This window comes from Pseudomonas sp. O39 (assembly GCF_045447295.1).
Lineage (GTDB): Bacteria > Pseudomonadota > Gammaproteobacteria > Pseudomonadales > Pseudomonadaceae > Aquipseudomonas > Aquipseudomonas antarctica_A.
The window spans coordinates 32,473-55,997 of the sequence record NZ_JBJGXV010000001.1 but is presented as its reverse complement, the minus strand read 5'-3'; the positions used below and the strand labels follow the sequence as shown (position 1 = coordinate 55,997).

General features: G+C 61.1%; 24 protein-coding genes. 12 read left to right on the top strand and 12 right to left on the bottom strand.

Going from position 1 to position 23,525, the window contains the following annotated elements; all coding sequences use genetic code 11:
• Positions 1–303 precede the first annotated feature (303 nt).
• The 5 genes from ACI77D_RS00275 (at position 304) to ACI77D_RS00255 (ending at position 5,531) form a co-directional block, all read left to right on the top strand.
• On the top strand, positions 304–1,281 hold the full coding sequence (locus ACI77D_RS00275; RefSeq protein ID WP_407015981.1) for a DUF2333 family protein: 978 nt from the start codon (positions 304–306) through the stop codon (positions 1,279–1,281).
• A 2-nt stretch (positions 1,282–1,283) separates the two neighbouring features.
• Positions 1,284–1,820 (top strand): NUDIX hydrolase, encoded by a 537-nt coding sequence (locus ACI77D_RS00270; RefSeq protein ID WP_064450489.1) that lies wholly within the window; start codon positions 1,284–1,286, stop codon positions 1,818–1,820.
• Between the two features lie 193 nt (positions 1,821–2,013).
• Positions 2,014–2,385, top strand: coding sequence for a translation initiation factor Sui1 (locus tag ACI77D_RS00265; RefSeq protein WP_064450490.1), 372 nt, complete (start codon positions 2,014–2,016; stop codon positions 2,383–2,385).
• 212 nt (positions 2,386–2,597) lie between these two features.
• Complete coding sequence (speA, locus tag ACI77D_RS00260; protein WP_064450491.1) at positions 2,598–4,511, top strand: arginine decarboxylase; 1,914 nt, start codon at positions 2,598–2,600, stop codon at positions 4,509–4,511.
• A 156-nt stretch (positions 4,512–4,667) separates the two neighbouring features.
• Positions 4,668–5,531, top strand: a complete 864-nt coding sequence (locus tag ACI77D_RS00255) for an alpha/beta hydrolase (RefSeq protein WP_407015850.1) — start codon at positions 4,668–4,670, stop codon at positions 5,529–5,531.
• Between the two features lie 8 nt (positions 5,532–5,539).
• Here ACI77D_RS00255 and ACI77D_RS00250 read toward each other — a convergent pair whose 3' ends face one another.
• The 3 genes from ACI77D_RS00250 to ACI77D_RS00240 all read right to left on the bottom strand — a co-directional run bounded on the left by ACI77D_RS00250 (position 5,540) and on the right by ACI77D_RS00240 (position 7,726).
• On the bottom strand, positions 5,540–5,971 hold the full coding sequence (locus tag ACI77D_RS00250) for a hypothetical protein (RefSeq protein ID WP_407015849.1): 432 nt from the start codon (positions 5,969–5,971) through the stop codon (positions 5,540–5,542).
• Positions 5,972–6,076: 105 nt separating this feature from the next.
• The gene (locus ACI77D_RS00245; protein WP_407015848.1) at positions 6,077–7,432 is read right to left on the bottom strand and encodes an MATE family efflux transporter; all 1,356 of its coding nucleotides are present in this window, start codon (positions 7,430–7,432) and stop codon (positions 6,077–6,079) included.
• 3 nt (positions 7,433–7,435) lie between these two features.
• Entirely contained in the window at positions 7,436–7,726 is a 291-nt protein-coding gene (locus ACI77D_RS00240) for a hypothetical protein (protein WP_053254143.1), read from the bottom strand.
• Between the two features lie 163 nt (positions 7,727–7,889).
• Between ACI77D_RS00240 and ACI77D_RS00235 the strand changes: the two genes are divergently transcribed.
• The 5 genes from ACI77D_RS00235 (at position 7,890) to ACI77D_RS00215 (ending at position 12,278) form a co-directional block, all read left to right on the top strand.
• Entirely contained in the window at positions 7,890–8,198 is a 309-nt protein-coding gene (locus ACI77D_RS00235; RefSeq protein WP_064450495.1) for a MazG-like family protein, read from the top strand.
• A complete protein-coding gene (locus ACI77D_RS00230; RefSeq protein WP_407015847.1) occupies positions 8,191–8,940 on the top strand; it encodes a methyltransferase in 750 nt (249 codons plus the stop codon). The genes ACI77D_RS00235 and ACI77D_RS00230 overlap by 8 nt, the downstream gene beginning before the upstream one ends.
• A gap of 23 nt (positions 8,941–8,963) precedes the next feature.
• Positions 8,964–9,566, top strand: coding sequence for a DUF4136 domain-containing protein (locus ACI77D_RS00225; RefSeq protein WP_053254146.1), 603 nt, complete (start codon positions 8,964–8,966; stop codon positions 9,564–9,566).
• A gap of 45 nt (positions 9,567–9,611) precedes the next feature.
• Positions 9,612–10,169: a DUF4136 domain-containing protein gene (locus ACI77D_RS00220; protein ID WP_262666920.1), complete on the top strand. Its 558-nt coding sequence runs from the start codon at positions 9,612–9,614 to the stop codon at positions 10,167–10,169.
• A 132-nt stretch (positions 10,170–10,301) separates the two neighbouring features.
• Positions 10,302–12,278: a pilus assembly protein TadG-related protein gene (locus tag ACI77D_RS00215; protein ID WP_407015846.1), complete on the top strand. Its 1,977-nt coding sequence runs from the start codon at positions 10,302–10,304 to the stop codon at positions 12,276–12,278.
• On the opposite strand, the gene ACI77D_RS00210 is transcribed toward ACI77D_RS00215, so the two are convergent.
• Together ACI77D_RS00210 and ACI77D_RS00205 are read right to left on the bottom strand one after the other, a co-directional pair.
• Positions 12,263–15,007 (bottom strand): ATP-binding protein, encoded by a 2,745-nt coding sequence (locus ACI77D_RS00210; RefSeq protein ID WP_407015845.1) that lies wholly within the window; start codon positions 15,005–15,007, stop codon positions 12,263–12,265. The genes ACI77D_RS00215 and ACI77D_RS00210 overlap by 16 nt on opposite strands.
• Positions 15,004–15,441, bottom strand: coding sequence for a TadE/TadG family type IV pilus assembly protein (locus tag ACI77D_RS00205; protein ID WP_064450500.1), 438 nt, complete (start codon positions 15,439–15,441; stop codon positions 15,004–15,006). Before ACI77D_RS00205 ends, ACI77D_RS00210 begins: the two co-directional genes overlap by 4 nt.
• A 71-nt stretch (positions 15,442–15,512) precedes the next feature.
• Here ACI77D_RS00205 and ACI77D_RS00200 point away from each other — a divergent pair, with 71 nt between their 5' ends.
• The gene (locus ACI77D_RS00200; RefSeq protein ID WP_064450501.1) at positions 15,513–15,986 is read left to right on the top strand and encodes a prepilin peptidase; all 474 of its coding nucleotides are present in this window, start codon (positions 15,513–15,515) and stop codon (positions 15,984–15,986) included.
• A 126-nt stretch (positions 15,987–16,112) separates the two neighbouring features.
• Positions 16,113–16,895 carry a response regulator transcription factor gene (locus tag ACI77D_RS00195; RefSeq protein WP_407015844.1) on the top strand — a complete coding sequence of 261 codons (783 nt, stop codon included), beginning with the start codon at positions 16,113–16,115 and terminating at the stop codon, positions 16,893–16,895.
• A gap of 142 nt (positions 16,896–17,037) precedes the next feature.
• Here ACI77D_RS00195 and ACI77D_RS00190 read toward each other — a convergent pair whose 3' ends face one another.
• From ACI77D_RS00190 to ACI77D_RS00160, 7 genes are read right to left on the bottom strand one after another with little or no spacing between them, the layout of a single operon-like run.
• Positions 17,038–17,307: a DUF3613 domain-containing protein gene (locus ACI77D_RS00190; RefSeq protein ID WP_064450503.1), complete on the bottom strand. Its 270-nt coding sequence runs from the start codon at positions 17,305–17,307 to the stop codon at positions 17,038–17,040.
• Positions 17,308–17,309: 2 nt separating this feature from the next.
• Positions 17,310–18,032 (bottom strand): tetratricopeptide repeat protein, encoded by a 723-nt coding sequence (locus ACI77D_RS00185; protein WP_064450504.1) that lies wholly within the window; start codon positions 18,030–18,032, stop codon positions 17,310–17,312.
• 10 nt (positions 18,033–18,042) lie between these two features.
• Positions 18,043–18,936: a type II secretion system F family protein gene (locus ACI77D_RS00180; RefSeq protein WP_064450505.1), complete on the bottom strand. Its 894-nt coding sequence runs from the start codon at positions 18,934–18,936 to the stop codon at positions 18,043–18,045.
• Between the two features lies 1 nt (position 18,937).
• The gene (locus tag ACI77D_RS00175) at positions 18,938–19,819 is read right to left on the bottom strand and encodes a type II secretion system F family protein (RefSeq protein ID WP_064450506.1); all 882 of its coding nucleotides are present in this window, start codon (positions 19,817–19,819) and stop codon (positions 18,938–18,940) included.
• Positions 19,820–19,832: 13 nt separating this feature from the next.
• Positions 19,833–21,101 (bottom strand): CpaF family protein, encoded by a 1,269-nt coding sequence (locus tag ACI77D_RS00170; protein ID WP_407015843.1) that lies wholly within the window; start codon positions 21,099–21,101, stop codon positions 19,833–19,835.
• Positions 21,098–22,291, bottom strand: coding sequence for a pilus assembly protein (locus ACI77D_RS00165; protein WP_064450508.1), 1,194 nt, complete (start codon positions 22,289–22,291; stop codon positions 21,098–21,100). The genes ACI77D_RS00170 and ACI77D_RS00165 overlap by 4 nt, the downstream gene beginning before the upstream one ends.
• Entirely contained in the window at positions 22,288–23,517 is a 1,230-nt protein-coding gene (locus ACI77D_RS00160; RefSeq protein ID WP_064450509.1) for a type II and III secretion system protein family protein, read from the bottom strand. Before ACI77D_RS00160 ends, ACI77D_RS00165 begins: the two co-directional genes overlap by 4 nt.
• Between the last annotated feature and the right edge of the window lie 8 nt (positions 23,518–23,525).

The following is a 23,525-nucleotide window of genomic DNA, read 5'->3' as shown; positions in this document are numbered from 1 at the left end:
CTGTGCGATTCAGTTTTTGACCTTATGGTCGCGCTGCGTAAAAAGCCTGCATGCGTTATGGTTGAAGATCTTTATAGTCGAACCTGCCCCGTGCGCCACTTTGGTTAAAAGGCCCGCACCGATGGGCACGATGGGGTAGGGTTGTGGTCGGAGTGTTTGACCGCACCCGGACAATTGACGTGCATGAACTCAAGTGATTGAAAGGATATCGCCATGCTGGACTGGAAAAACCGTGCAGGCAGTGCCAAAGGCCCCGCCCCTGAGCCAAAGCCGACCCACCGCGGCTACTTTCGCAACCTGCTGATGAGCAAAGCGTTGCTCAGCGTGCTGGCCTTGTACCTGTTGGTCACCGGCGGCCTGGGTTGGTACTGGAGCGAAGAGCCGGCGCTGTTTCCGGTCCAGCAAAACGCCCAGCTTGCCGCCGAGAAGGAAGGCAAGCAGATGGTAATTGGCTACACCACCGTCGAAACCCTCAAGACTGTGGTCGGCACGTTGCTGAACAAGCCCGGTGGCTATATTTCCAACGACCGTTTCCCGCCCGGCCTGTGGATGGACAACATGCCCAGCTGGGAATACGGCGTGCTGGTGCAGGTGCGTGACTTGACCCGTGCCCTGCGTAAAGACTTCGCCCGTTCCCAGTCGCAATCGGCTGAAGACGCCGATTTGGCCAAGGCCGAGCCACGCTTTAACTTTGACAATAAGAGCTGGGTGTTGCCATCGAGCGAGTCGGAGTACCAGGAAGGCATCAATTCCCTGAGCCGCTACGAAGCGCGTCTGTCCGACCCTAACCAGAGGGGCGCGCTGTTCTATGCGCGTGCCGACAACCTGAACAACTGGCTGGGCGATGTCGCCACTCGTTTGGGTTCGTTGTCGCAACGCCTGTCGGCCAGTGTCGGTCGGGTCAAGCTGAACACAGCACTCAAAACCGAAGCCCTGGCGCCGGGTGAAGTGCCGCAGGTCGATGAAGAAGTGGTGGAAACCCCATGGATGCAGATCGACAACGTGTTCTACGAGGCCCGTGGCCAGGCGTGGGCTTTGTCTCACTTGCTGCGCGCCATTGAAGTCGATTTTGCCGACGTGCTGGCCAAGAAAAATGCCACCGTCAGCGTGCGTCAGATCATTCGTGAGCTGGAGGCCTCGCAGGAGCCGGTTTGGAGCCCTATGATTCTCAACGGCAGTGGCTTTGGCATTCTCGCCAACCACTCGCTGGTCATGGCCAACTATATTTCCCGGGCAAACGCTGCAGTGATCGACTTGCGTCAGCTCCTCAACCAAGGGTGATGATGGACGCTACTCAAAATGAGGCCGCGCACCGCGCGGCCTCTGATGCTGAACTGATTTGTTGGGTCGACGAACAGGACAACCTGCTCGGCCATCTCGTCAGGTCTGACCTTCGTGAGCGCGGCCTGATCGGCCGTTGCACTTTTATCTTCCTGTTCAATTCGGCCGGCGAACTGTGTGTGCATCGCCGTACCTTGAGCAAAGCCCTGTACCCCGGTTTTTGGGACACGGCCGCGGGCGGAATGGTCGCGGCAGGCGAGTGTTACGCCGATTCGGCGGCCCGTGAGTTGGAAGAAGAGCTCGGGGTTGGCGGCGTGGAATTGGTCGAGCATGACCATTTCTACTTCGAGGATGGCGCCAGCCGGCTCTGGTGCAAATCCTATTCGGCGGTCTGGGATGGCCCATTACGGCTGCAGCCCGAAGAAGTCATGGAAGCACGGTTTTTACCCCTTGAAATGGTTCTGCAGGAAGCTGAACAAAAGCCTTACTGCCCGGACGCTCAAGAGGGCTTGCGGCGCTATCTGGCCTCGCGTCGCTAAAGTTGTATAAATTGGCGCTATTTGGCTCTTAGCAAGTCGGCTTTTTGCCGTTACACTGCGCGACTTTTCACCCAAACCGCCTTTGCGGTTCGGTAGCGCTGCCCCTGCCTGAGTGGGGCTTCGCGGTCGATGCCCTGTTCTTTTTACGAGAATCGAGCAGCGATCTGTCTTTGTCCTCCCAAGAGGATTGCCGGTGGCCAAAAAAGCCGCATCCTTCGCCGCCCTTGGTGGCTTGGTATTTTCCACCGACGCAGGTCGACACTGCCCGGACTGTCGCCAGCCCGTGGATTCGTGTACCTGCAAACAGACCCTGATCCCTGAAGGCGACGGCATTGCCCGCGTTAGACGCGAGAACAAAGGCCGTGGCGGCAAGACGGTGACCACCATCACCGGTGTGCCCCTGGCCGAAGAGGCCCTGAAGGAACTCGCCACCACGCTGAAAAAGCGCTGTGGCACGGGTGGCGCCCTGAAAGACGGCGTCATCGAGATTCAGGGCGATCACGTCGAGTTGCTGTTGGCCGAGCTGATCAAGCTCGGTTACAAGGCGAAGAAATCCGGCGGCTAGCAGCCTCTGTGAAACCCACCCCGATCGCCGGTTTGCTGAACGCGAACTGTCGTCTCCATGGTTTTCACAGAGCCTGTTCCTGACCGGTGTCTAAACTCTGTCCTGCGAGTGGGGTCTACCTTGCTTACAGGCAAATCGTCATTTTCATTCTTTAGACTTCGCCAGCCTTACAGAAGGGCGCGGTGATCTTCGACTTTATATAGGGGACTTCGATGTCCGTACGACGCACACGCAAAGACGATGGCAGCCAATGGACAGTTGCGGACAGCCGCAGTGTTTACGGGATTCGCCATTGGGGGGCCGGGTATTTCGCGATCAATGATGCCGGTCGCGTTGAAGTCCGTCCGAACGGCCCGAACAGCACGCCCGTCGATCTGTACGAGCAAGTCGACGAGCTGCGCAAAAGCGGTTTGTCCTTGCCGCTGCTGGTGCGTTTTCCCGATATCCTGCAAGACCGTGTACGCCAACTGACCGGCGCTTTCGATTCCAACATCGAACGCCTGGAATACCAGAGCAAGTACACCGCGCTGTACCCGATCAAAGTGAACCAGCAGGAAGCGGTGATCGAGAACATCATCGCCACCCAGGACGTTTCCATCGGCCTGGAAGCTGGTTCCAAGCCTGAGCTGCTGGCGGTGCTGGCCCTGGCACCCAAGGGCGGCACCATCGTCTGCAACGGTTACAAAGACCGTGAGTTCATCCGCCTGGCGCTGATGGGCCAGAAGCTGGGCCATAACGTCTTCATCGTGATCGAGAAAGAATCCGAAGTCGGCCTGGTGATCGAAGAAGCCGCCAACCTCAAGGTCAAGCCACAGGTTGGCTTGCGCGTGCGTTTGTCGTCGCTGGCGTCGAGCAAATGGGCGGACACGGGTGGCGAGAAGTCCAAGTTCGGTTTGTCGGCGGCGCAGTTGCTGTCGGTGGTCGAGCGCTTCCGCGCGGCTGGCCTCGATCAAGGCATTCGCCTGCTGCACTTCCACATGGGCTCGCAGATTGCCAACCTGGCCGACTACCAGCACGGGTTCAAGGAAGCCATTCGTTATTACGGCGAACTGCGTAACCTCGGCCTGCCGGTGGACCACATCGACGTCGGCGGCGGCCTGGGCGTGGACTACGACGGTACCCACTCGCGTAACGCCAGCTCGATCAACTACGACATGGACGACTACGCCGGTGTGGTCGTGGGCATGCTCAAGGAATTCTGCGACGCGCAGAGCCTGCCGCACCCGAACATTTTCTCCGAAAGCGGTCGCTCCCTGACCGCCCACCACGCCATGCTGGTGGTGCAAGTCACTGACGTCGAAAAACACAACGACGACGTGCCGGAAATCGAAAACAAGGAAAGCCTGCCGGAAACCGTGCAATGGCTGGTGGACCTGCTGGGCCCGACCGACATCGAGATGGTCACCGAAACCTACTGGCGCGCCACTCACTACATGAGCGACGTGGCCACCCAGTACGCCGACGGCAAACTGACCCTCGCGGAAAAAGCCCTCGCCGAGCAGTGCTACTTTGCCGTGTGCCGTCGCCTGCACAACTCGTTGAAAGCCCGTCAGCGCTCGCACCGCCAAGTGCTGGACGAACTCAATGACAAGCTGGCCGACAAGTACATCTGCAACTTCTCGGTATTCCAGAGCTTGCCGGACACCTGGGCCATCGGCCAGGTCCTGCCGATTCTGCCGCTGCACCGCCTCGACGAAGAGCCGCTGCGCCGCGCCGTGCTGCAAGACCTGACCTGCGACTCCGACGGCAAGATCAAGCAATACGTCGACGAGCAGAGCATCGAGACCAGCCTGCCGGTGCACGCCCTGAATGAAGGTGAAGACTACTTGCTGGGCATCTTCCTGGTGGGCGCTTACCAGGAAATCCTCGGTGACATGCACAACCTGTTCGGTGATACCGATTCGGTGAACATCTACCAGCGCGAAGACGGTTCGGTGTACAGCGCCGGTATCGAGACCCACGACACCATCGAAGACATGCTGCGCTATGTGCACTTGTCGCCGGAGGAGTTGATGACGCATTACCGCGACAAGTGCGCGAGCGCGAAGATCAGTGCCAGTGAGCGCACGCAGTTCCTGGATGCGTTGCGTCTCGGTTTGACCCGCTCTTCGTACCTGTCCTCGTAATATCGGCTGGCAGAGATCTAAAATGTGGGAGCGGGCTTGCTCGCGAAAGCGGTACATCAGTCACACATGTGTTAACTGATTCACCGCTTTCGCGAGCAAACCCACTCCCACATTTAGATCTTCGTTTGGTTGTACCTTCTTTGTGAGGTCTGAACGATGTCGAGCAAACTCTTGCAAGCGTTCACCCTGGCAGTCGCCGCATTCCTCGCGGCATGCTCCCCGATCAAAGTGCTCAACGCACTGACGCCCTCCAGCACCTTCACCAAAACCGCATCCATCGCCTACGGCACTGATCCGCGCCAAAAACTCGATATCTACCGCCCTGTCGCGGCCGCACCCAATGCGCCCGTCGTGGTGTTTTTTTACGGCGGCAGCTGGAACAGCGGCTCCAAGGACGATTACGGTTTTGTCGGCGAGGCACTGGCCTCACGCGGCATCGTTGTCGTGATCGCCGACTATCGGCTCTACCCTCAAGTGCGTTACCCGACCTTTCTTCAAGACGGCGCCCAAGCGGTGGCCTGGACACGTCAACACATCGCCGAATACGGCGCCGACCCCACGCAGTTCTACCTGATGGGCCACAGCTCCGGTGCCTACAATGCCTCGATGCTGGCACTGGACGGGCGCTGGTTGAAAGCCGTGGGATTGTCGCCCTCGATGCTCAAGGGTTGGATCGGCCTGGCCGGGCCCTATGACTTCCTGCCGATTGATAACCGCGATGTGCGCCCGGTGTTTTTCTTCCCGAATTCCCCACCTGACTCCCAGCCGATCAACCACGTCAGCCATGGCGCGCCGCCGAGCCTGTTGATTGCCTCTGCGAGCGACACGCTGGTCAACCCCACACGCAACACGGGCGGGCTGGCGAAAAAGTTGCGCGACGCGGGGGTGCCGGTCGAGGAGTTTTACTTCACCAAGACCAACCATGCGACGCTGGTGGCGTCCATTGCCAAGCCCTTGCGCTGGCTGGCGCCGGTGCTTGATCGGGTCACGGCGTTTATCCAGTCCACTCCGGGCCAGTGAGGCTGGCGCTAATGGACGATGAGGCTGTACACGGTTGAGGTCTCGGTACTGGCTTCCTCCAGCGCGACGGAGCGCAGCGTGTCATCCGGTGATGCGGGCGTGATTGTCAGCGCAACGCCATTATTCATTAGCGTGCGACCCTGGGGCGACAGGGTCGCTCTAATGCCCTGCTGCGTCACGAACACCTGGAAACCCGTCTGGTTCCAGACCTCCACTGCGGTTGAGACAGGCAGCTCCGGCAGGGTTGCAGGTGTGTCGCTTCCCGGTTTGATTGCCCACTCGCCGGTGCCCGGGGTTATCGGTGGGGTTTGAATGGCAGGTTCAGTGACGACGTCGCTGGGTGGCGGCGATTTTTTCGCCTTGGCCGCACGCATCGTGGCGGCCACGATTAAACCGACCACTAGCAACGCGCCGAGGATAAATACGATATTGCTGCCCATGTTTGTCCGTCCCTGAGTTGAAAGAAGGTTGAGGCCAGAAACGTATCGCTTTGCAGGCCCAACCTTCATTCAACGTCGGTAGCGGGGTTTTGTAACCTGTGAGAACTAACAGGTCGGCTCGCCGAGCCACGCGTTTCTTTTGTTCAATCGCCAAGCGATCGCCCACAGCGTGAGGCTGCGCAAGGCCATGAACAGCAGAAAGCTTATCCACAAGCCGTGGTTGCCGTAGCTCTGCAATACCCACGCGAACGGTAGCAAAATCACCACTGTCAGCAGCATACCGTTGCGCATTTCCCGTGCGCGGGTGGCGCCGATGAACAGGCCGTCCAGCAAGTAACTCCACACGGCAATCAGCGGTAGCACCGCCAGATAAGGCAAGTAGATATCGGCGGTTTCGCGCACGCTGGGGATGTTGGTTTGCATGGCGATAAACAGGTGGCCGCCAAAGGTGAACAGCAGCGCGAAGCCCACACTGGCGATCAATGACCAACCGCAGGCGACCACCAATGAACGGCGTAACGCCTGCCGGTCGTGGGCGCCGATGGCGTGCCCGCACAGGGCCTCGACTGCGTGGGCCAAACCGTCCAGGGCATGGGCGGTCAGCAACAGGCCATTGAGCAGCAGCGCATTGGCCGCCACGGTGGCATCGCCCAGGCGGGCGCCTTGCACCGTGATCATGAAGAATACCGATTGCAGGGCCAGGCTGCGGATGAAGATGTCGCGGTTCACCGCCAGCAGCGGGCGCCAGCTTTGCCACCGCTTGAGTGCGGCCCAGGCGATATGCCCGGGGTAGGCTCGCAGGGCTTTTTGCGTGAGCGCCAGGCCAAGCAGGGCGCCGGTCCATTCGGCAATGACGGAGGCGCGCGCGGAACCGACCACACCCCAATCCAGGCCAAGAACGAACCACAGGTTCAGGGCGATATTGACCAGGTTGGTGGTCAGCAGAATCGCCAGCGGTGCACGGGCGTTCTGGGTGCCGAGGAACCAGCCGACCAAGGCATAGCTGGCCAGCGCGGCAGGCAGGCCGAACAAGCGAATGTGGAAAAAATCGCGGGTCAGTTGATTCAGCTCGGGGGAGGGCTGCATCCATTCCAGCGCCAACTGGCTCAGCGGGATGCCCACCGTGCCCAAGAGCATCGCCAGGCCCAGAGCCAGCAACAGACCTTGCAGCAGGACCTGCCGCAACGCTGCACCATCGCCACGCCCGGCGGCTTGCGCGGCAAACCCGGTGGAGCCCATGCGCAGAAAACCCATGGCCCAGGCGAGGAAGGTATAGAGGCTGGCCCCAACGGCCACGGCCCCCAGTTGGTGGGCGTGTGGCAAGTGGCCGATGACCATGCTGTCGACCAGCGCTACCAGTGGCACCGAGATGTTCGACAAAATCATCGGCGCGGCCAGGGCCCAGACACGGCGATGGGTGGGGCGGTCGCGCCAGTCGGTGAGTATCGTGAGTGTTTTCAAGTATCAGTGCACAACCCAACTGAGCAGCCAAAGGCCCAGCATCAACCAGATAATGCCCGCAATGATCGACGCCCGCATAAACGCGCGCACTGCCGAGTACAGCAGCAACAGCCCGATGATCAGGGTGATGATGCTGATGATCGACGTGTCCATGCCCAGGGATTTGGATAGCCCGTCGACAAAATCGCCGCCGGCATGGGACAGCGTGTTGAACAGCCCGCTGAACAGCTCGACGATAAAGTGGATGATCTGGCCGATTTTGAGACCCAGCCAGCCGAAAAAGTCTGTTTGCATGTGTGTGTCCTGATGAATAGGTGGGCGTAGCTGCCGGACCTGAGCCTTTGGTCGTTATCGGCGCACGCGAGTTCCCTTCTAGCATAGAGGTTTACGGCGTGCAGGGATTCACTTGCCTTCGCCAATCATCCGCCCGAAGCTATACACCTTCAGGAGCCCCCGCATGAACCTCGAACACCTCACCGAACGCCTGCACCGTATCCGCGATGACAATCAGTGGAAGCCGTTCCACAGCCCGAAAAACCTGGCCATGGCCGCCAGCGTGGAAATGTCCGAGCTGGTGGAAATCTTCCAGTGGCTGACCGAAGACCAATCGCGCCAATTGCCCGCAGACAAGCTCGCCCATGCCGGGCAGGAAGTCGGCGATATCGTGCTGTACCTGCTGTTGCTGTGCAGTGAGCTGGGCCTGGATATGAATGAAGTGGTACGCGCCAAACTGGCCGACAGCGAACGGCGGTTTGCCCATGAGTGATCGTCATTTCGACCAGTTGGCCACGCGCTTCGCCGAGAAAATCTACGGGGGCGCCAAAGGGGCGATTCGCCTGGCGGTGCTCCAGGCCGACCTGACCGAAGCGTTGCCGGACCGCCCGTTACGCGTGCTGGATATCGGCGCCGGCCTGGGGCATATGTCGTTGTGGCTGGCCGAACGCGGCCATCAGGTCACACTGGCCGAGCCCGCCGAGCCGATGCTCGAAGGCGCGCGCCAACGCTTTGCGGATGCGGGGCAGACGGCGACGTTTATTCACGCGCCCTGGCAGGACCTGCTCGGCCAACTCACCGAACCTTACGACCTGGTGCTGTGCCATGCGGTGCTGGAATGGTTGGCCGAACCCCATGCGATACTGCCGGTGCTGCACCAACTCACGGTGCCCGGCGGCTGGTTGTCGCTGGCGTTCTACAACCGTGATGCGCTGATTTACCGCAACCTGCTCAAAGGCCACTTCCGCAAAATGCGCAAGAACGACATGGCCGGCGAAAAGCAGAGCCTTACGCCGCAACAACCCCTCGACCCACGGGAATTGGCGGCGAAACTCGAAGGGCTATGGCAGGTCGAAAGCCAAAGTGGCGTGCGGGTGTTCCACGACTATATGCCGGTGGAATTCCAGGCCCGCGCCGATTTACAGGATTTGTTGGAGATGGAACTCGCTCACCGTCGTCACCCAAGCTTTGCCGGGCTTGGGCGTTATTTGCACTGGATATGCCGTCCAGTTTAGCGGCCCAGTCTGCGGAGGTCGAAATGCGTCGTCTCTGTTTGATCCTGTTGTCCCTGGGTTTGGGAGCATGTTCCAGCCCGAATCCTTACGTGGCCGCCTCGGCCCCGATGCCGCCGGCTCCGGCACAGGCGGCCAACACCTTTGATGCCAGCGCCTACCCGGCGCCGGTGCGCGACTATGGCGCCTACCGCAGTTGGGCCTGGCTTAACGGCCAACTGCCGGCGGGTTCGGCGTGGGCCGACTCGGCGCAAATTGCCGAGGCGGTCAGCGGCGCCCTTGACCAGCGCGGCTTGCGCCCCTTGCATGACAACCGTGCGCCCGACCTGCTGGTAAGCGCCGATGTGCGCCTGGAAAAGCGCCTGCGCCAGGTCCAGGACGACTATGGCTATGGTTACGGTGGCTATAACCGCTATGGCAACGGTTACGGCATGTACAACTCGGTGCCGGTGGTGCGCACCTATGAAGTGACGGTGGCGGTGGCGCGTATCAGCCTGTTCGATGCCCGCACCCGCCAGCCGGTCTGGAGCACCAGCGCCGAAACGACCAGCCAGGGCAGCTTGAGCGAACGCGCGGATGCACTGCGCGAGGCAATGCAGAAGGCAATGACTGCCTACCCGCCCAGTTAGCAGCTATTCTCATCTCAGGTCTATGCCGTTTTTTGGAGAACAACCATGCTTCGTCGCTTCGCTGCACTTGCTGTTGTTGTACTGCTGGGGGGCTGCCAGACCAGTCAGGTCAACAACGACTATGACGCCAGCCGCGACTTCGGCGCCTATCGCAACTGGGCCTGGAAAGACCCGGCCCTGCAATATCGACCGGATGACCCGCGCATCAAGAGTGACCTCACTGAGCAACGCATCCGCCAGGCTGTGGGCGAACAACTCGACCAACGCGGCCTGCGTCCCGCTGCGGCAGGCACCAAGGCCGACCTGAAGGTGCAGGTTTACCTGATCGTCGAAGACCGCCAGCAACAAGTCACCACCAATTACGGTGGAGCATGGGGCGGCCCGTGGAACGGTTACTGGGGCGCGCCGATGTACAACGAAACGCGCAACATCACCTACAAGGTCGCAACCCTGCAGGTCGACCTGTTGGACGGCAAGGATGGCAAGCTGGTGTGGCGTGGCAGCGACGAGCAGATGATGAGCAGCACGCCGAACCCGCAGGACCGCAGCAATGCCATCCGCACCACGGTGACCAAGATCCTTTCCAATTACCCACCGCACTGAACCCCGCCATCTGAGCTGTGTGGGAGCAAGGCACCTCCCACATTTGCCCGTCATCCTCCCCAGCCCTTGTCTACACTCATTGACACCCCAGGAGAGTAAGCGCTCGGCAACTCGCCGGCACAGGAGTGCTCGATGTCTCCCCGATTGGCTTACAAGCAGCGCGGTGCCATTGGCTTGATGGCGGTCGGCGTGTTGGCGTTGGTATTGGTCTGTACCTTGCTGGTGGTCGACAGCGGCCGTTTGTACCTGGAAAAGCGCAAGCTGCAGGGTGTGGCGGATACGGCGGCGCTGGAGGCCGTGAGTCGCGGCGGGACCTGTGTGGCGGGCCTGAGCGCAGCGGCTTACGCGGCGCAGAGTGTGGCTCGGAACAATTTTGTGGTGGGTAACGGCAATACCCTGGCGACCCTTTGCGGCACGGTAACGACCGCCGCGTCGGGGCTGCGCACCTTCAGTGCAAACCCTGCGGTGTCATCGGCGATTCAAGTGGTGGTCAGCAAAACCGTCACCACCAGCGTGGCCGGCGGAATCTGGACACTCTTTTCCGGCGGCCCGGTCAGCGTCAACACTGTATTGACGGCGACGGCAGTCGCGGCGATGCCTGCGCCATCGTTGGCCCAGCTCACCATCAACAGCACCCTGGCCAGCGTCAACACGGCCAGCGCGAGCCTGTTGAACCCGCTGTTCAGCGGCTTGCTCGGCGGCAACGTCAACCTGACCCTCGCTGGCTGGAATGGCTTGCTCAACACCAACATCAATCTGCTCAGTTACCTCAACCAGTTGGCGGTCAACCTGAACGTGGCCGCCGGTAACTACACCCAATTGCTCAATACCACGGTCACCGCGTCGCAGTTGATCCAGGCCGCAATCACTGTGCTGACCGCCAACGGTGCGACGGCGGACGTGTTGACCGCGCTGGGCAATCTGCAAGTCGCCGCGATCAATCAGGCGCCATTAACCCTTGGGCAAATCCTGCAATTGCAAACCGGCACCACCGCTGCGGCGCTGAATGCCAACCTGCAAGTTTTTCAACTGATTCAGGGCGTGGTGCAACTGTCCAACAGCCAGAGCGCGGTGGCGGCGACCTTGCCCGTGAGCCTGCTGGGGCTGGCCAATATCACCACCCAAGTCAAAGTGATAGAGCCGCCGCAGTTGTCGGCCATTGGCAACCCGGCACTTGCCGCCGCCAACCCGCTGGGGCCGAACGCGATTTATGTGCGTACCGCTCAGGTGCGTACGGAGGTGACGGTCAGCTTGCCGGTGTTGAGCAGTTTGTCGGGGCTGACCACGGCGGTGAATAACCTGGTGGGTCCGCTGACGCCGGTAATCAACGGACTGTTGAGTTTGAACCTGGTCACCACGCTCAACTCGGCGCTATGCCTGTTGGGCGCCGGGTGCCAGCAATTGGATATACAGGCCTTGTCCGGCAACCTGCCGCTTAACATCGTGCTGGATGCCGGAGCTGCCAGCAGTTATGTCACCGCCTACAGCTGCCCGAGCGGCACTGCGGGCACCAAGAGCCTCACGGCCTACACCACTACTTCGCTGGCGTCACTGAATGTGGGCAATATCACCAATGCGTTTTCCACCACGCAGCCGATGACGGTGGCGCCTATGGCACTGATCGATATCGGCACCAAAACCTGTCATGAAATTCTCGGTAACGGCACTTGTGGTACCCGTGTGCCCTTTGCCGGCGGCGGCATCGCGATCAAGGTGCAAAGCCCGATTGCGCAGAGCAACCAATCCCTGGTGTTTTCCAGCACCACGCCGTTTGCCACGCCACCTAACGTGGGCCTCACGCCTACCTATCAGGCGGCCACCCCGGCGACTAACGTGGTGAGCAGCCTTTCGACCACGCTTAATGGCGTAAGCATCACTGCTTACCAACCGTCGGGAGGGACTCCGTTGGGTGTGCTGGTGCCGACTGTCACAGCATTGATCGGCAGCGTCAGCGCCATTGTCACGCCGATAGTGGATGGCCTGCTGGCCCCGCTGCTCAACCCGATCCTCAACAACCTGCTGAACATGCTGGGCATCAGCCTGGCGAATGTGAACGTTGGCGCCAACCTGACCTGTGGCCAGACCGGCGAAGCCTACCTGGTAATTTGAGCGTCGGTGGCCCTGGGCAGCTCAATACAAAAGCGCGCGCCGTGTTCACCGTTGCTGACGCTCAGCCGCCCGCCCATGTTCTCTACGATGCCGTAGCTCACCGATAAGCCCAACCCGGTGCCCACGCCAATCGGTTTGGTGGTGAAAAACGGCTCGAAGATTCGCTCCAGTAACCGTGGGTCGATGCCGCCGCCGTTGTCTTCGACCCAGATGCGCACGTGACGGCTGTCGTGTTCGGTGTGCACGGCGATCCAGGGACGCAGCTCGGGGTTTTTCTCGCGTTGGCTCAATAGCGCGTCGCGGGCGTTGACCATCAAGTTGATCAACACTTGCTCAAGTTGGTCGATGTAGCCTTTGACCTGCACCGGAACCTCCGCCTGGGTCAGGCGCACGTCCACGCCTTTGCCGCGCAGGCCTTCGCTGAGCAACGACAGCGTGCCCTCCAGCGCCTGCGCCGGGTCGAAGGGTTGCTGCTCGACCTCCGAACGGCGGCCGAACACGCGCATATGGTCCACCACACGGGCCGCACGCTGCACCTGTGCGTCAATGCGCTGCAGTTTTTCGGTCAGGTAATCGACCTGAGCGTCGCCATTGCTCAGGCGCTTGAGCACATTGACGATGGCCATGCGCATCACGTTCAGCGGCTGGTTGATCTCATGGGCCAGGCCTGTGGCCATTTCGCCGAGGGTGGCCATTTTCGCGCTTTGCGTCAGTTGTTGCTGGGAGCGGCGCACTTCGGTGTTGTCGCGGCCCACGGCCTGCACCTCCACCAAAGCGCCGTGCTCATCAAATACCCCGCGGTCCGACCACACCCACCAAGCATGTTCACGCCCCGGTAATTGCAAGCTGATTTCTGCGGTGCTGACAGGAAATTCCGGCGTCAGTTGCCCGATGCGGTGCACAAATGCCCCGCGCTGTTCGGCCGACAGCCAGTCCCCCAGGTTCACTCCGTGCAACTGCGCGGGCAGGCATTCCAGATAGTTGGCCAGTGGCGTGTTGCCAAAGGTCAGGGTCAGGTCCGGGCGGTAGCGGCAAATCATCGCCGGGGAGTCTTCCACGAGAATTCGGTAGCGCTCCTCGCTGTCCTTGACCTGTTGCGCCGCCAGGGTCGCCTCGGTGACATCAAGCCACAGGCCGACCGCTTCCACCGGCACGCCAAGGTCGTCGCGCAGCAACTTGGCTTCATCGAGCAGCCAGTGGTAGTCGCCCTGCTTATTCTGCACACGATAACGACTGCGCACGCTGCCTTCACGCAGCAGTTGGCGGGTGCGCTGGAAGTACAGGTCGCGGTCGTCGGGGTGCACCCATTGCACCAGGCTGTCGTGGTTGCATTCGGCGAGCGTGCGGCCGAGCAAGGGGAGCAGGCTGTCACTGAAAAACACCGGTTGCAGGGCCCCGTTCACATAGCGCTGCACATAGATCACTGCCGGTGAGCTGGCGATCAGGTTGTCCAGTCGGGCGTGGGCGGCGTCGGCCTGCAATTGCTGGTTCTTGATGTCGCTGATATCGAGCATGAAGCCGACCCAACGACGCCGCTCGCCGGCGCCCAACACTTGGCCCTGCACGCGATACCAGGTCGGCGGCCGGTCGGTGTCGCTGCGGTTGAGGCGTACGCTGGCGAGCAAGGGCTTACCGAGGGTTTGCAGGTCCCGCAGGCGACTGTGCAGCTCCTGGCGGTCGGCGGGGTGGATGAGGGTCAGCCACGCGTCCAGGGGTTGCCGGGTCGGACCTTCTTCCGGGTCGAGGTTGCGCATCAATTGGGGGGCAAGCTGGATTTCGCCGCTCACGGGCAACAACTCAAACCAGCCAGTGCCCAGCAAGCCCTGCAGGGCTTCCAGGCGTTCCAGTTGTTGATGGTGACGGTGTTCGCGCAGGCGGCTGAGCAACGGCGCGGCCAGGGCGGCGGCGAGGTTCAGCCAGTCTCGGTCGTTGGTGTGCGGTTGGCCGCTGTAGGCGCCGCACAGCAGCCATGCGGCGATGCCTTGGCCATCGCGATAGGGCACAAGAAAACCATCGGCATTGCCAAACACGCTGTGCAAGCGCGGGTGCTCACCACGCCCATAAGGTGCTTGCAGGCTCAGCGGCGTCGTGCCGTTGAGACTGTCCAGGCAGGTGCCGAGGCGCTGGCCGGTGTGCCAGAACAGCGGTGCGTCATGGTTGGCGTACTGGCTGTAGATCATCCAGCCCTGATCTTCCTGATCGAGCAACGCGAGGGCGACACAGGGGATGCGCCAGCGTTGCGCGATATTGCATAGCTGTTCGTTGAACACCTCGGGCAAGCGGCTGAGGCTGCACACGCGCAATTGCTCACTCACCAGGCTGATCAGTTGCTGGTTCTGTTCGCGCTGCTCGGCCCGGTCTCGGCCGCCGAGCAAATCGCCGATATCCACGGCATGCAACAGCCAGCCGTGCTCATGGGCTTCTATCATCGCCCGGGTGTGCAGGATGTGCCCGGCCGGGCTCTGGAAATCCAGGTCCAGGCTGTGGCGTTGCCAATCGGCCGGAACACCTTCCACCGCCAGGGCACTGTGGGCGCACAGCAGGTCGTGCAAGCGTGGCGAGTTCACGTGCTGCCCTAACTGTGGGCGCAGCGTGCCGCTGATCTCCAGCACATGGCCTTGAGCATCCAACTGTATGTGCAGCCTGGCAGCAGGAGGCGCCGGCGTGTCGATAGCCAGCGCGCCACCGCGGCCGAGCAGGCGCCCGAAGAGTTTGTCGCCCGAACTCAAAACTGCAGGCTCGACTGGGCCTGCAATGTCACCGGCAATTGCGGCACGGTGCCAATGCCAGGCAGGACAATAAAGGGCATTACCGCCTGGAGATTGGCCGAGGGGTAGTTGATCTGCACCGACAGCAGGCCGTTGTTGAAGGTGGTGTTGATTTGGTTGATGTTGAAGTTGAACGCTGGCGGAATCCAATACAAACGCGTGGTGATAGCGTTTTTGGCGGTGCTCTGCACTGCGGCCTGGTAGCCCGGCATCGTCGGGTCCAGGGCCACGCTCAGCCGCACGGCTTCGGCGGTTGCCTGGTTGAACGACTGCAATAACAGCAGCGGCAGGCTATAGCTGACCATGCCGTAGAACACGGCGAAAAAAATCACGAACACGGCTACGAATTCAATCGCTGCCGTGCCTTTTTGCTTTCTGGGGAGGCTTGTTTTCATCACCGCGTCTACCCTGACGGCTACTACTTGATATCAGCATAGAATCAATCAGCAAAAAGGGATGTTTTTTAGTGATCCAGGGTGCGGTGGTGCTGTTGTGGTTGGCGCTGTGTGCGGTGCAGGACGTCCGGCAACGATTGCTTGCCAATCGCCTGACGCTGGGCGCGGCTCTGTTGGCGTTGATTTATCTGGTGTGGACGGGCAACACCTGGCTCGGAGCATCCGTCGGGCAGGGGCTGTGGGCCTTTATCCTGGCACTGCTGTTGACCTTGCCCGGTTACGCCCTTGGCCGTCTGGGGGCGGGGGACGTCAAGCTGCTTGCGGCCCTGGCGCTGGCATCGAATGCCGAGTATTTGCTGGTGGCATTTGTAGGGGCTGCGGCCGTCAATTTGCTCTGGCTGTTACTGGCGCCAAAGCTTTGGCCGCTTATGCGTCAAGGGCTTAAAACTCATTTGGTTCACCTGGCACCGGACTCGTCAAAAAAGCTGCCGTTCGCGCCGTTTTTACTGGTGGGTTTTGCTGCAGCCTGGTTTTGGATCCATTAGTCGTCAGAGGGTATTAACGCTATGTACATAGTCAGAAAGTACGTCTACGTTTAATACGTAGGTGTAAGGAATATTTCGTGGTGAAGGATTAGTCAAACTATTGGCTTGCTAGGCATGGAGTAGCGCGTGAACAAGCTTACCTCTGCAGTAAAAGTGCTCGTGGTCGATGATCAGCCGCTGATCGTGGAAGAGCTCTGTGAGTTTCTTGAAAGCAGCGGTTTCCGCTGCGTCCCATGTGGGGCCAGCCAACAGGCCCTGAAACGCTTCAGCGAAGATGACGAGATCGGCCTGGTGCTGTGCGACCTGCATATGCCGGACATGGACGGCATTGAGTTGGTCCAGGCCCTGCAAAAGGTTGCCGGCAAGCAACGTGCCTTTGAGGCGATCATGTTGACCGGCCGCGCCGACAAGCAAGATGTGATCAAGGCCCTGCGCGCCGGGATCGCGGACTACTACCAGAAACCGATCGATCTGCACGAGCTGCTCGAGGGCTTGCAGCGCCAGGAAGCCGCGCTGGAAGAACGCAAAAAGGAGCTGCAACTGGGGCACCTGAACCAGAAGCTGCAATTTCTTTCCGAGTCCATCAACGATCTGTACCAGGACCTCGATAAAGTGCGCCGCAGCCCGCAAGCGCTCGAGGGCGAAGACGTGTCGGCCGAGGAGGTCGGCTCGGTGGAAACTCCGGCGATCTTCAACCAGTTGTCGCCGCGTCAGTTGGACGTCGCGCGGCTGGTGGGCAAGGGGCAGACCAACTATCAAATCGCCTGCGAGCTGGGCATCACCGAGAACACGGTGAAGCTGTATGTGTCTCAGGTTTTGCGCCTGACCCACATGCATAACCGCACGCAGTTGGCGTTGGCGCTATCGCCGAACAATTCGGCAATGCGCCAGCGTGTCACTGCCCACTGACCTGTCCTTTCACACTCGGCCAAAATGTGGGAGCGGGCTTGCTCGCGAAAGCGGTGAATCGGCTGAGGATGTCTCGGCTGATACCACGCATTCGCGAGCAAACCCGCTCCTCCATTTGGCACGACGCGGGTGCCGGATTGGCTCAATTACTGCCTTGGGTCTGCCCACCGACTTTCTGTTCGAAATACTCCGGAATCGGATGTTTGTAGCTCTCCAGTAAACGCTGGGCGGCTTGTTCGCGTTCCACGGCCGTGGCCTTTTGTGGCGTCGTCGATGCGACACGTCCACTGGACTGCAACGTCAGCCAGTTCTCGGTGGCCGCCTGCTGCGGCGAGGAGGGGCCGGGTTCTATGGCCATGACGCTCAGGGGCATTACCAGCACTGCCAGGCTGGTGAGATAAGGCACTTTCATCATTAATTCCTCGGGTTGCTGGCTGCATCGACGACCGTGGCGATCTGGTCCTTGGCCTTGGCGATGGGGGCGCTTGAGCCCTTGAGTTTTTCGGCCCTGGCCTGGGCGTCGGTGACTTGTTCGGGGCTCAGGCCCATTTGCGTGACCAGTTGTGCGGCCTGCGTCCAGTTGTCCTGATAGATCAGCAGGGTCACCAGGTTGATCGCCGCCAGCGTGTCGCTCTGCTTGAGCTCCATGGCGGTCATGAATTCGAATCGCGCATCCTCAAGACGCAGTTGGTTGAGGTACACCACGCCCAGGTCATTGCGGATCTTTTCGTCAGTCGGGGCCAGTCGCGCCGCGCGTTGCAAGTGCGACATGGCTTGCCCGTTGTCACCCTTGGCCGAGGCCAGTTGCCCCAAACCGTGTTCGCCTTCTGCGGCCATGCAGGTGCCGAGCAGGCTGCGATAAAGTGGCTCTGCCTCGCTGCGTCCCAGCAACCGATAGGCCTTGGCCTGGCGCAGGCGCACCTGGGGCAGATTGGCCGGCAAGCTCTGCAGGTTGGCCAGGCTGGCGTGCAGCTTGCCGTCGTTGGCCATTTCATCGGCCAGGTTCAGCGACAGTTCCTGGTCGGCGCCGGGTTTGGGGCAGGTGCCGGTTGCTGTCAGGGCTGCCCACGGGGTCTGGCCATTGGTGGCGCAACCGCCGAGCAATAACAGGCTCATTCCGGCTATCAAGGCTTTCATCGGGCGCTCCTCATAAGTTACTCAAGGCCCGAGAGATGCCGATGAACGCCGGCCCCCCGAGCACGATCAGCAGGGCGGGAAACAAAAACACCATCATTACGACCGACATTTTCGCGGACATCTTCGACACGAATTCCTGGATGCGCGTCAGACGTCGGTCGTCGAGCAATTGCTTGAGCGCCAGCAACGATTTCATCGCGCCGCCGCCCTGCTGAACCAGTTGCTGGAGGATGGTGCAGGTGTCGGTGAATTCATCCACGGCCAGCATCCTGGCGGTTTTACCCAACTCTTCGCTGAGTTCCAGGCCGGAGTCGACGCGGGTCAGGATCAGGCGCAGTTCAGAGGTCAGTGCCGGCAGCAGGCGCTGCGCTTCAATGCTCAGCACGCGTAACGCTTGTTCGACCGCCATGCCGGACTCGAACAGAATGCGCAGCAGCGGAATGAAAGTGGATACCTCGCGCGCAATGCGTTGCTGCCGCGCCTTGGCGGCCCTGGCCAGAATGCGCTTGGGCAGCAGATAGCCGATGCCCAGGCCAATCAAGGGCGCCAGCCACGGCGAAGCAGTGTGGGGAAACAGCAGTTGCTGGCCCACCAGTACGACGCCCAACAGCAGTAACGGGGTGCCCACTTGTATGGCCGCAAACATGGAGCGCTGGGTGGCCTGGCGCCAGCCGACCCGGTTGAGCAGGGTTTGGGTTTCGTTGTCCAGGCTGACCGAGCGTTGCGCGATGGGGCTGTTGCCCAATTGACGCATCAGCGTGCCAAACCGGTGCTCACGGCCCATCTGGCCCTGTAAACGCTGGGCGACCAGGTGTTGGCTGCGCCGATGTTTTATCAAGTTGGCCAGCACCAGCGCCAGGGCGGCCAGGAACAGTACGGCGCTGATCAGCAGCGAAATAGCCATCTCATACGCTCCGCAACATGCGCCACAAGGTGAAGCAGCCCAACAGCTGCATGATCAGCGCCACGAACAACAGCATGCGCCCGGTGCCGTCGTTCCACATGGTCATCAGGTAGGCGGGGTTCACCGCCAGGAAGTAGCCGATCATCGAGATCGGCAGGGCGGTGAGCACATAGGCGGTCACCCGGGTTTCGCCGGTCAGGGCGCGTAGCTGGCGAGCGGCCTGCTCGCGCTCGCGGATCATCTTGATCAGGTTTTCCAACAATTCACTGGCGTTGCCGCCATAGCGGTGGTTGACCTTCAAGCCCAACGCGAACAGCCGAAACTCATCACGCTCGTAGAACTCGGCAAAGTCGTGGGCGGACTCCGGCAGGCTGACACCCAGCTGCACATTGCGCCGGATACGGCCCATGGCCTCTTGCAGCGGGTCCTCAGTGATCTCGATACCGCCCAGCACCGCGTCGGCCAAGGTTCGCCCGGCCTTGAGGCTGCGCACGGTATGGTCGAGCAATTGCGGCAGCTGTTCGATCATGCGCTTGATGCGTCGTTGGTAGCGCCAGGCGATGTACAGGCGCAACAGCAACAGCGGCAATACCAGCATCACCAGCAGGCCGACCCAGCCGGCGACCAACCCCCCCAGCACTACGCCCAGGCCCCACATCGTCAGCCACAGGCCCAAACTGTCGGTGGGTTTGCCCAGGCCCGCACGCAGGAACATTTTTTCCACGCCACTCCACTGGCCGGCTTCTTCGGTCAGCTGCGGTTGGCCTTCGGCGAGCCGTCCCAGCACGCGCTCGGTCTGGGCGCGGCGCAGGCCGTTTTGAAAGGATCGAATCGACAGGCCGATCAGGATCAGGCAGATGAGCAGCAGGATGGCCCCGGTCATGGTTGTGCCTCCTTCAAGGCAGTGTCGGTTCGCGACGCAGTTTTTCGCCGGCAGGGTTGACCGCCTCGCGCAGAAAACCGAAGCCGGTACGCCGGTCATGCCGGAACAGGGTGTTGGTCACGTAGACGTCTTCGCGGATGCCCACCACCTCGACCACTTCACTGACGCAACGACGCCCGTCCGGCAGGCGGGTCAGTTGGATCACCACATCCAGGGCCGCGCAGATCATTTGCCGCAGGGTTTTCTCCGCCACCACGCGGCCGGTCAACCCCACCAGGGTTTCCAGGCGCAGCAGCGCATCGCCGGCGTTGTTGGCATGCACGGTGCTCATGGAACCGTCGTGGCCGGTGTTCATGGCGGTCAGTACATCGAGCACTTCGACCCCTCGGATCTCGCCGAGAATAATGCGGTCGGGGCGCATCCGCAGGGCGTTGCGGATCAGGTCGCTGGCCTTGACCTCGCCGTGGCCCTCGGCGTTCGGTGGGCGGGTTTCCAGACGCACGACGTGCGGGTGGCCCAGTTGCAGCTCGGCCACATCCTCGATGGTCACCAGGCGTTCATGGGGGTTGATCAATTGGCTAAGGATATTCAGCAGTGTGGTTTTACCGGTGCCGGTGCCGCCGCTGATCAGGATGTTGCAGCGCTTGCCGACTGCTTCCTGGAGGAAGTCGAAGATGTTCTGGTCGATGGTCTGCATCGCGACCAGGTCGCTGCTCTTGAGCATGTCCTTGCGAAATTTACGAATCGACAGGCAGGGCCCATCGAGGGCGATCGGCGGGATGATCGCGTTGACCCGGCTGCCATCGGGCAGGCGGGCGTCGACCATCGGCGATGACTCATCCAGGCGTCGGCCCAGCGGCGCGAGGATGCGTTGCATCACCCGCTCGACGTGGTGCGAATCGATAAAGCGCAGGTCGCTCAGGTGCAGCAAACCGTCACGTTCGATAAACACGCGGTGTGGGCCATTGACCAGGATTTCTGTCACGGACGGGTCGCGCAGCAGCACTTCCAGCGGGCCGAAACCGGTCAACTCGTCGACGATTTCTTCGGCCAGGCGCTCCATCTGATAACGGGAAATCGCCAGGTGCATGCGGTTGATGTATTCAGCGACTTTGTCGATGACAAACTGCGCCAACAGCTGGCGCGAGCCCTCCAGCAGGTTTTTTCCCGACTCTTCGATGGCATCGATGATGTAACGATGCAGCACCAGCTTCAGCCCGTCGTGGTCGGTGTTGCCAGCGATCCCGCGAGCCGGTGTGCCAAAGAGTTTTTCGCCGTTCATTTGCCTGTTCTCAGTAAGCGTTCAAGCCAGGTGTTGGACGGTTTCTTCATGCCTTCCGAACGCTTTGCCAGCCGTTCCCCAAGGGTTTTCAGCGCGAGGGTCAGGCTTTCTCGAGGGGCCAGTGTGAACAGGGTCTGCCCCTGGTTCTTGGCGTTAAGGCGCACCTCCGGGCTCAACGGCAACACGGCGATCACTTCCAGCCCGAAGCTTTTGCCCAAGGCCTCGGAGTCGGGCGCGCAGCCTTTGATATAGCGGTCGACCAAGAGCTTGGCGTGCTCCAGTTTCATGCCTTTTTCGCGCCACTGCTTTAGCACGCCGAGGTTGCGACGGCAGTCCAGTACGCTCTGGTCGGTGCACCACAACAGCTTGTCGCAGTGGCTGACAAACGTGCGCAGCGCTTCGCTGTCCGGCTGGCCGGCGAGGTTCACCACAATGTGCTGGAAGTGCTGGCGCAAGGCACTGAGCAGCATGTAGAGCTCGGCGGCGCTGGTCAGCTCCAGGGGCTCGTCGTTGGGGGCATAGGCAAGGATGCGCAGACCGTCTTCGGCTGAGGTAAACGCGCTGTTGATCAGGGTGGTGTCCAACCGCCTGAGGTGGCGCAGGGCATCGCCGAAATTGAATGAGCTTTCCAGCCCCAGCAGCGCCAGGCTGTCGCCGCGGGGCAGGCCAAGGTCCAGCAGCAGGGTTTGCTGGCCGCTCTTTTGCACGACCAACGCCAAATGGCTGGCCAGCAGGGCGCCGTCGGCATTGCTTTGGGTGCCGTACATCACGGTAAGGCCGCCCAGTTGGGTATTGGTGGTGACCGGTGGCAGGCGCTTGCTCAGGCGGCGCACCAGCCCGGCGACTTCGCTGGAGCGTGAACCGTAGGCGACAAAATCCCGGGCGCCGGCGCGCATTGCATTGAGCACCAACTGGTTGTCCATGCCGTCACCGAGGGCGACGATGGCCAGCATCGGCTTGGCTTCCAGTGCACCTTCGATCAGCGCGCTTTGGGCGACCACGTGCTCACGGTCGAGGCCGATAAACACCAGGTTGGCGAAGGTTACATCCACCAGCGCCAGCAACTCGTCCAGGGTGCCGCTACCGGCACTGACCACTTGGCCAAGCGGCGCCAGCGCGCCCTGCAGCCATTCCAGGTCGGTGGTATTGCGCGTGATTGCCAGAAACGTCTGGCTCAGGCTATCGCTCATTGGGACAAACCATTGAGTCGGTCGAAATTACCGTTTTCCAGAAAGTACAGGCGGTACCAGTTCGGGTCGTAGTTGCGCAGCTTCTCGCCCGGCAAGGACGGCAACTGGGCGTTGGCCGCCAATGGCTGCACCAGGTGTGGCGTGACAATCATCAGTAGCTCTTTGTCCTGGCGGTTAACCGAGGAGTCGCGAAAGAACGCACCCAGGATCGGGATGTCACCGAGGCCGGGAAATTTGCTGATATTGGTGGTGTTGTTGCTGCTGATCAGGCCGCTGATCACGAAGCTTTCGCCGTCTGCCAGCGACACGCTGGTGTCGGTGCGGCGGATGGTCAGGGCCGGTACCGAGATGTTCTGGATGACCACCGCGTTGGTGTAGTCCAGTTCGCTGACTTCCGGTGCCACTTTGAGGGAGATCCGGTTGTGGTCGATCACTGTCGGGGTCAGGGTCAGGCGAATCCCGAACTCTTTGTACTCGATCGAGATGCTGTTGCTGCCGCTGCTGGGCACCGGAATCGGCACTTCGCCGCCCGCGAGGAACGTTGCGCTCTGGCCACTCATGGCCACCAGGCTCGGACGCGCCAGGGTGTAGGCAAAACCGCTGCTTTCCAGGGCGTTGATCATGGCCGACACACGCCCGCCACCGAAGCCGATATTAAAGGTATCGCCGTTGACCGGGAGGTTGCCGCGAAACGCCGTACTCACCGGGTTGGCCACGTTGCTGGGGCTGCCGAACAGGAAGTTGCCGCCGCGCCCGAAGATCGACGTACTGGCTTCCTTGAGCTTGGTGCGGCTGACCTCGACAAAACGAATGTCGGTCTGCACCTGGCTGGGCAGCAGTGGGTCATCGGAAGGCGACAGTGCGAGGCTGGTGAGGGCTGATGTGGCCTTGCCCTTGACGAACACCATGCTCTGGCGCGGCGTGTTCGAGCAGGCTGTCCAGACCATCAGGCTGGTGGTGCCGGAGGCCACACCGGTGAGCAGGAAACCGCGATCCCCGTTGAGGTGGACATCGGCAATTTTCGGGTCGCCTATCGCCAGGCGCGTGATCGCGACCGGTGATTGCAGCTCCTGTTGCAGGCCCTCGCCAACCGAGAGAGCTGCGGGCAGTTGGCCCAAACTGCCACAGTTGCCTGGGGCGGCCACGGCCACTCCTACAGACAAGTTCGACAGCATCAGGGCACAGGCGATTTTCAGCGTGAACACCGGTGCGAAACGTCGGCTCATGCACAGCA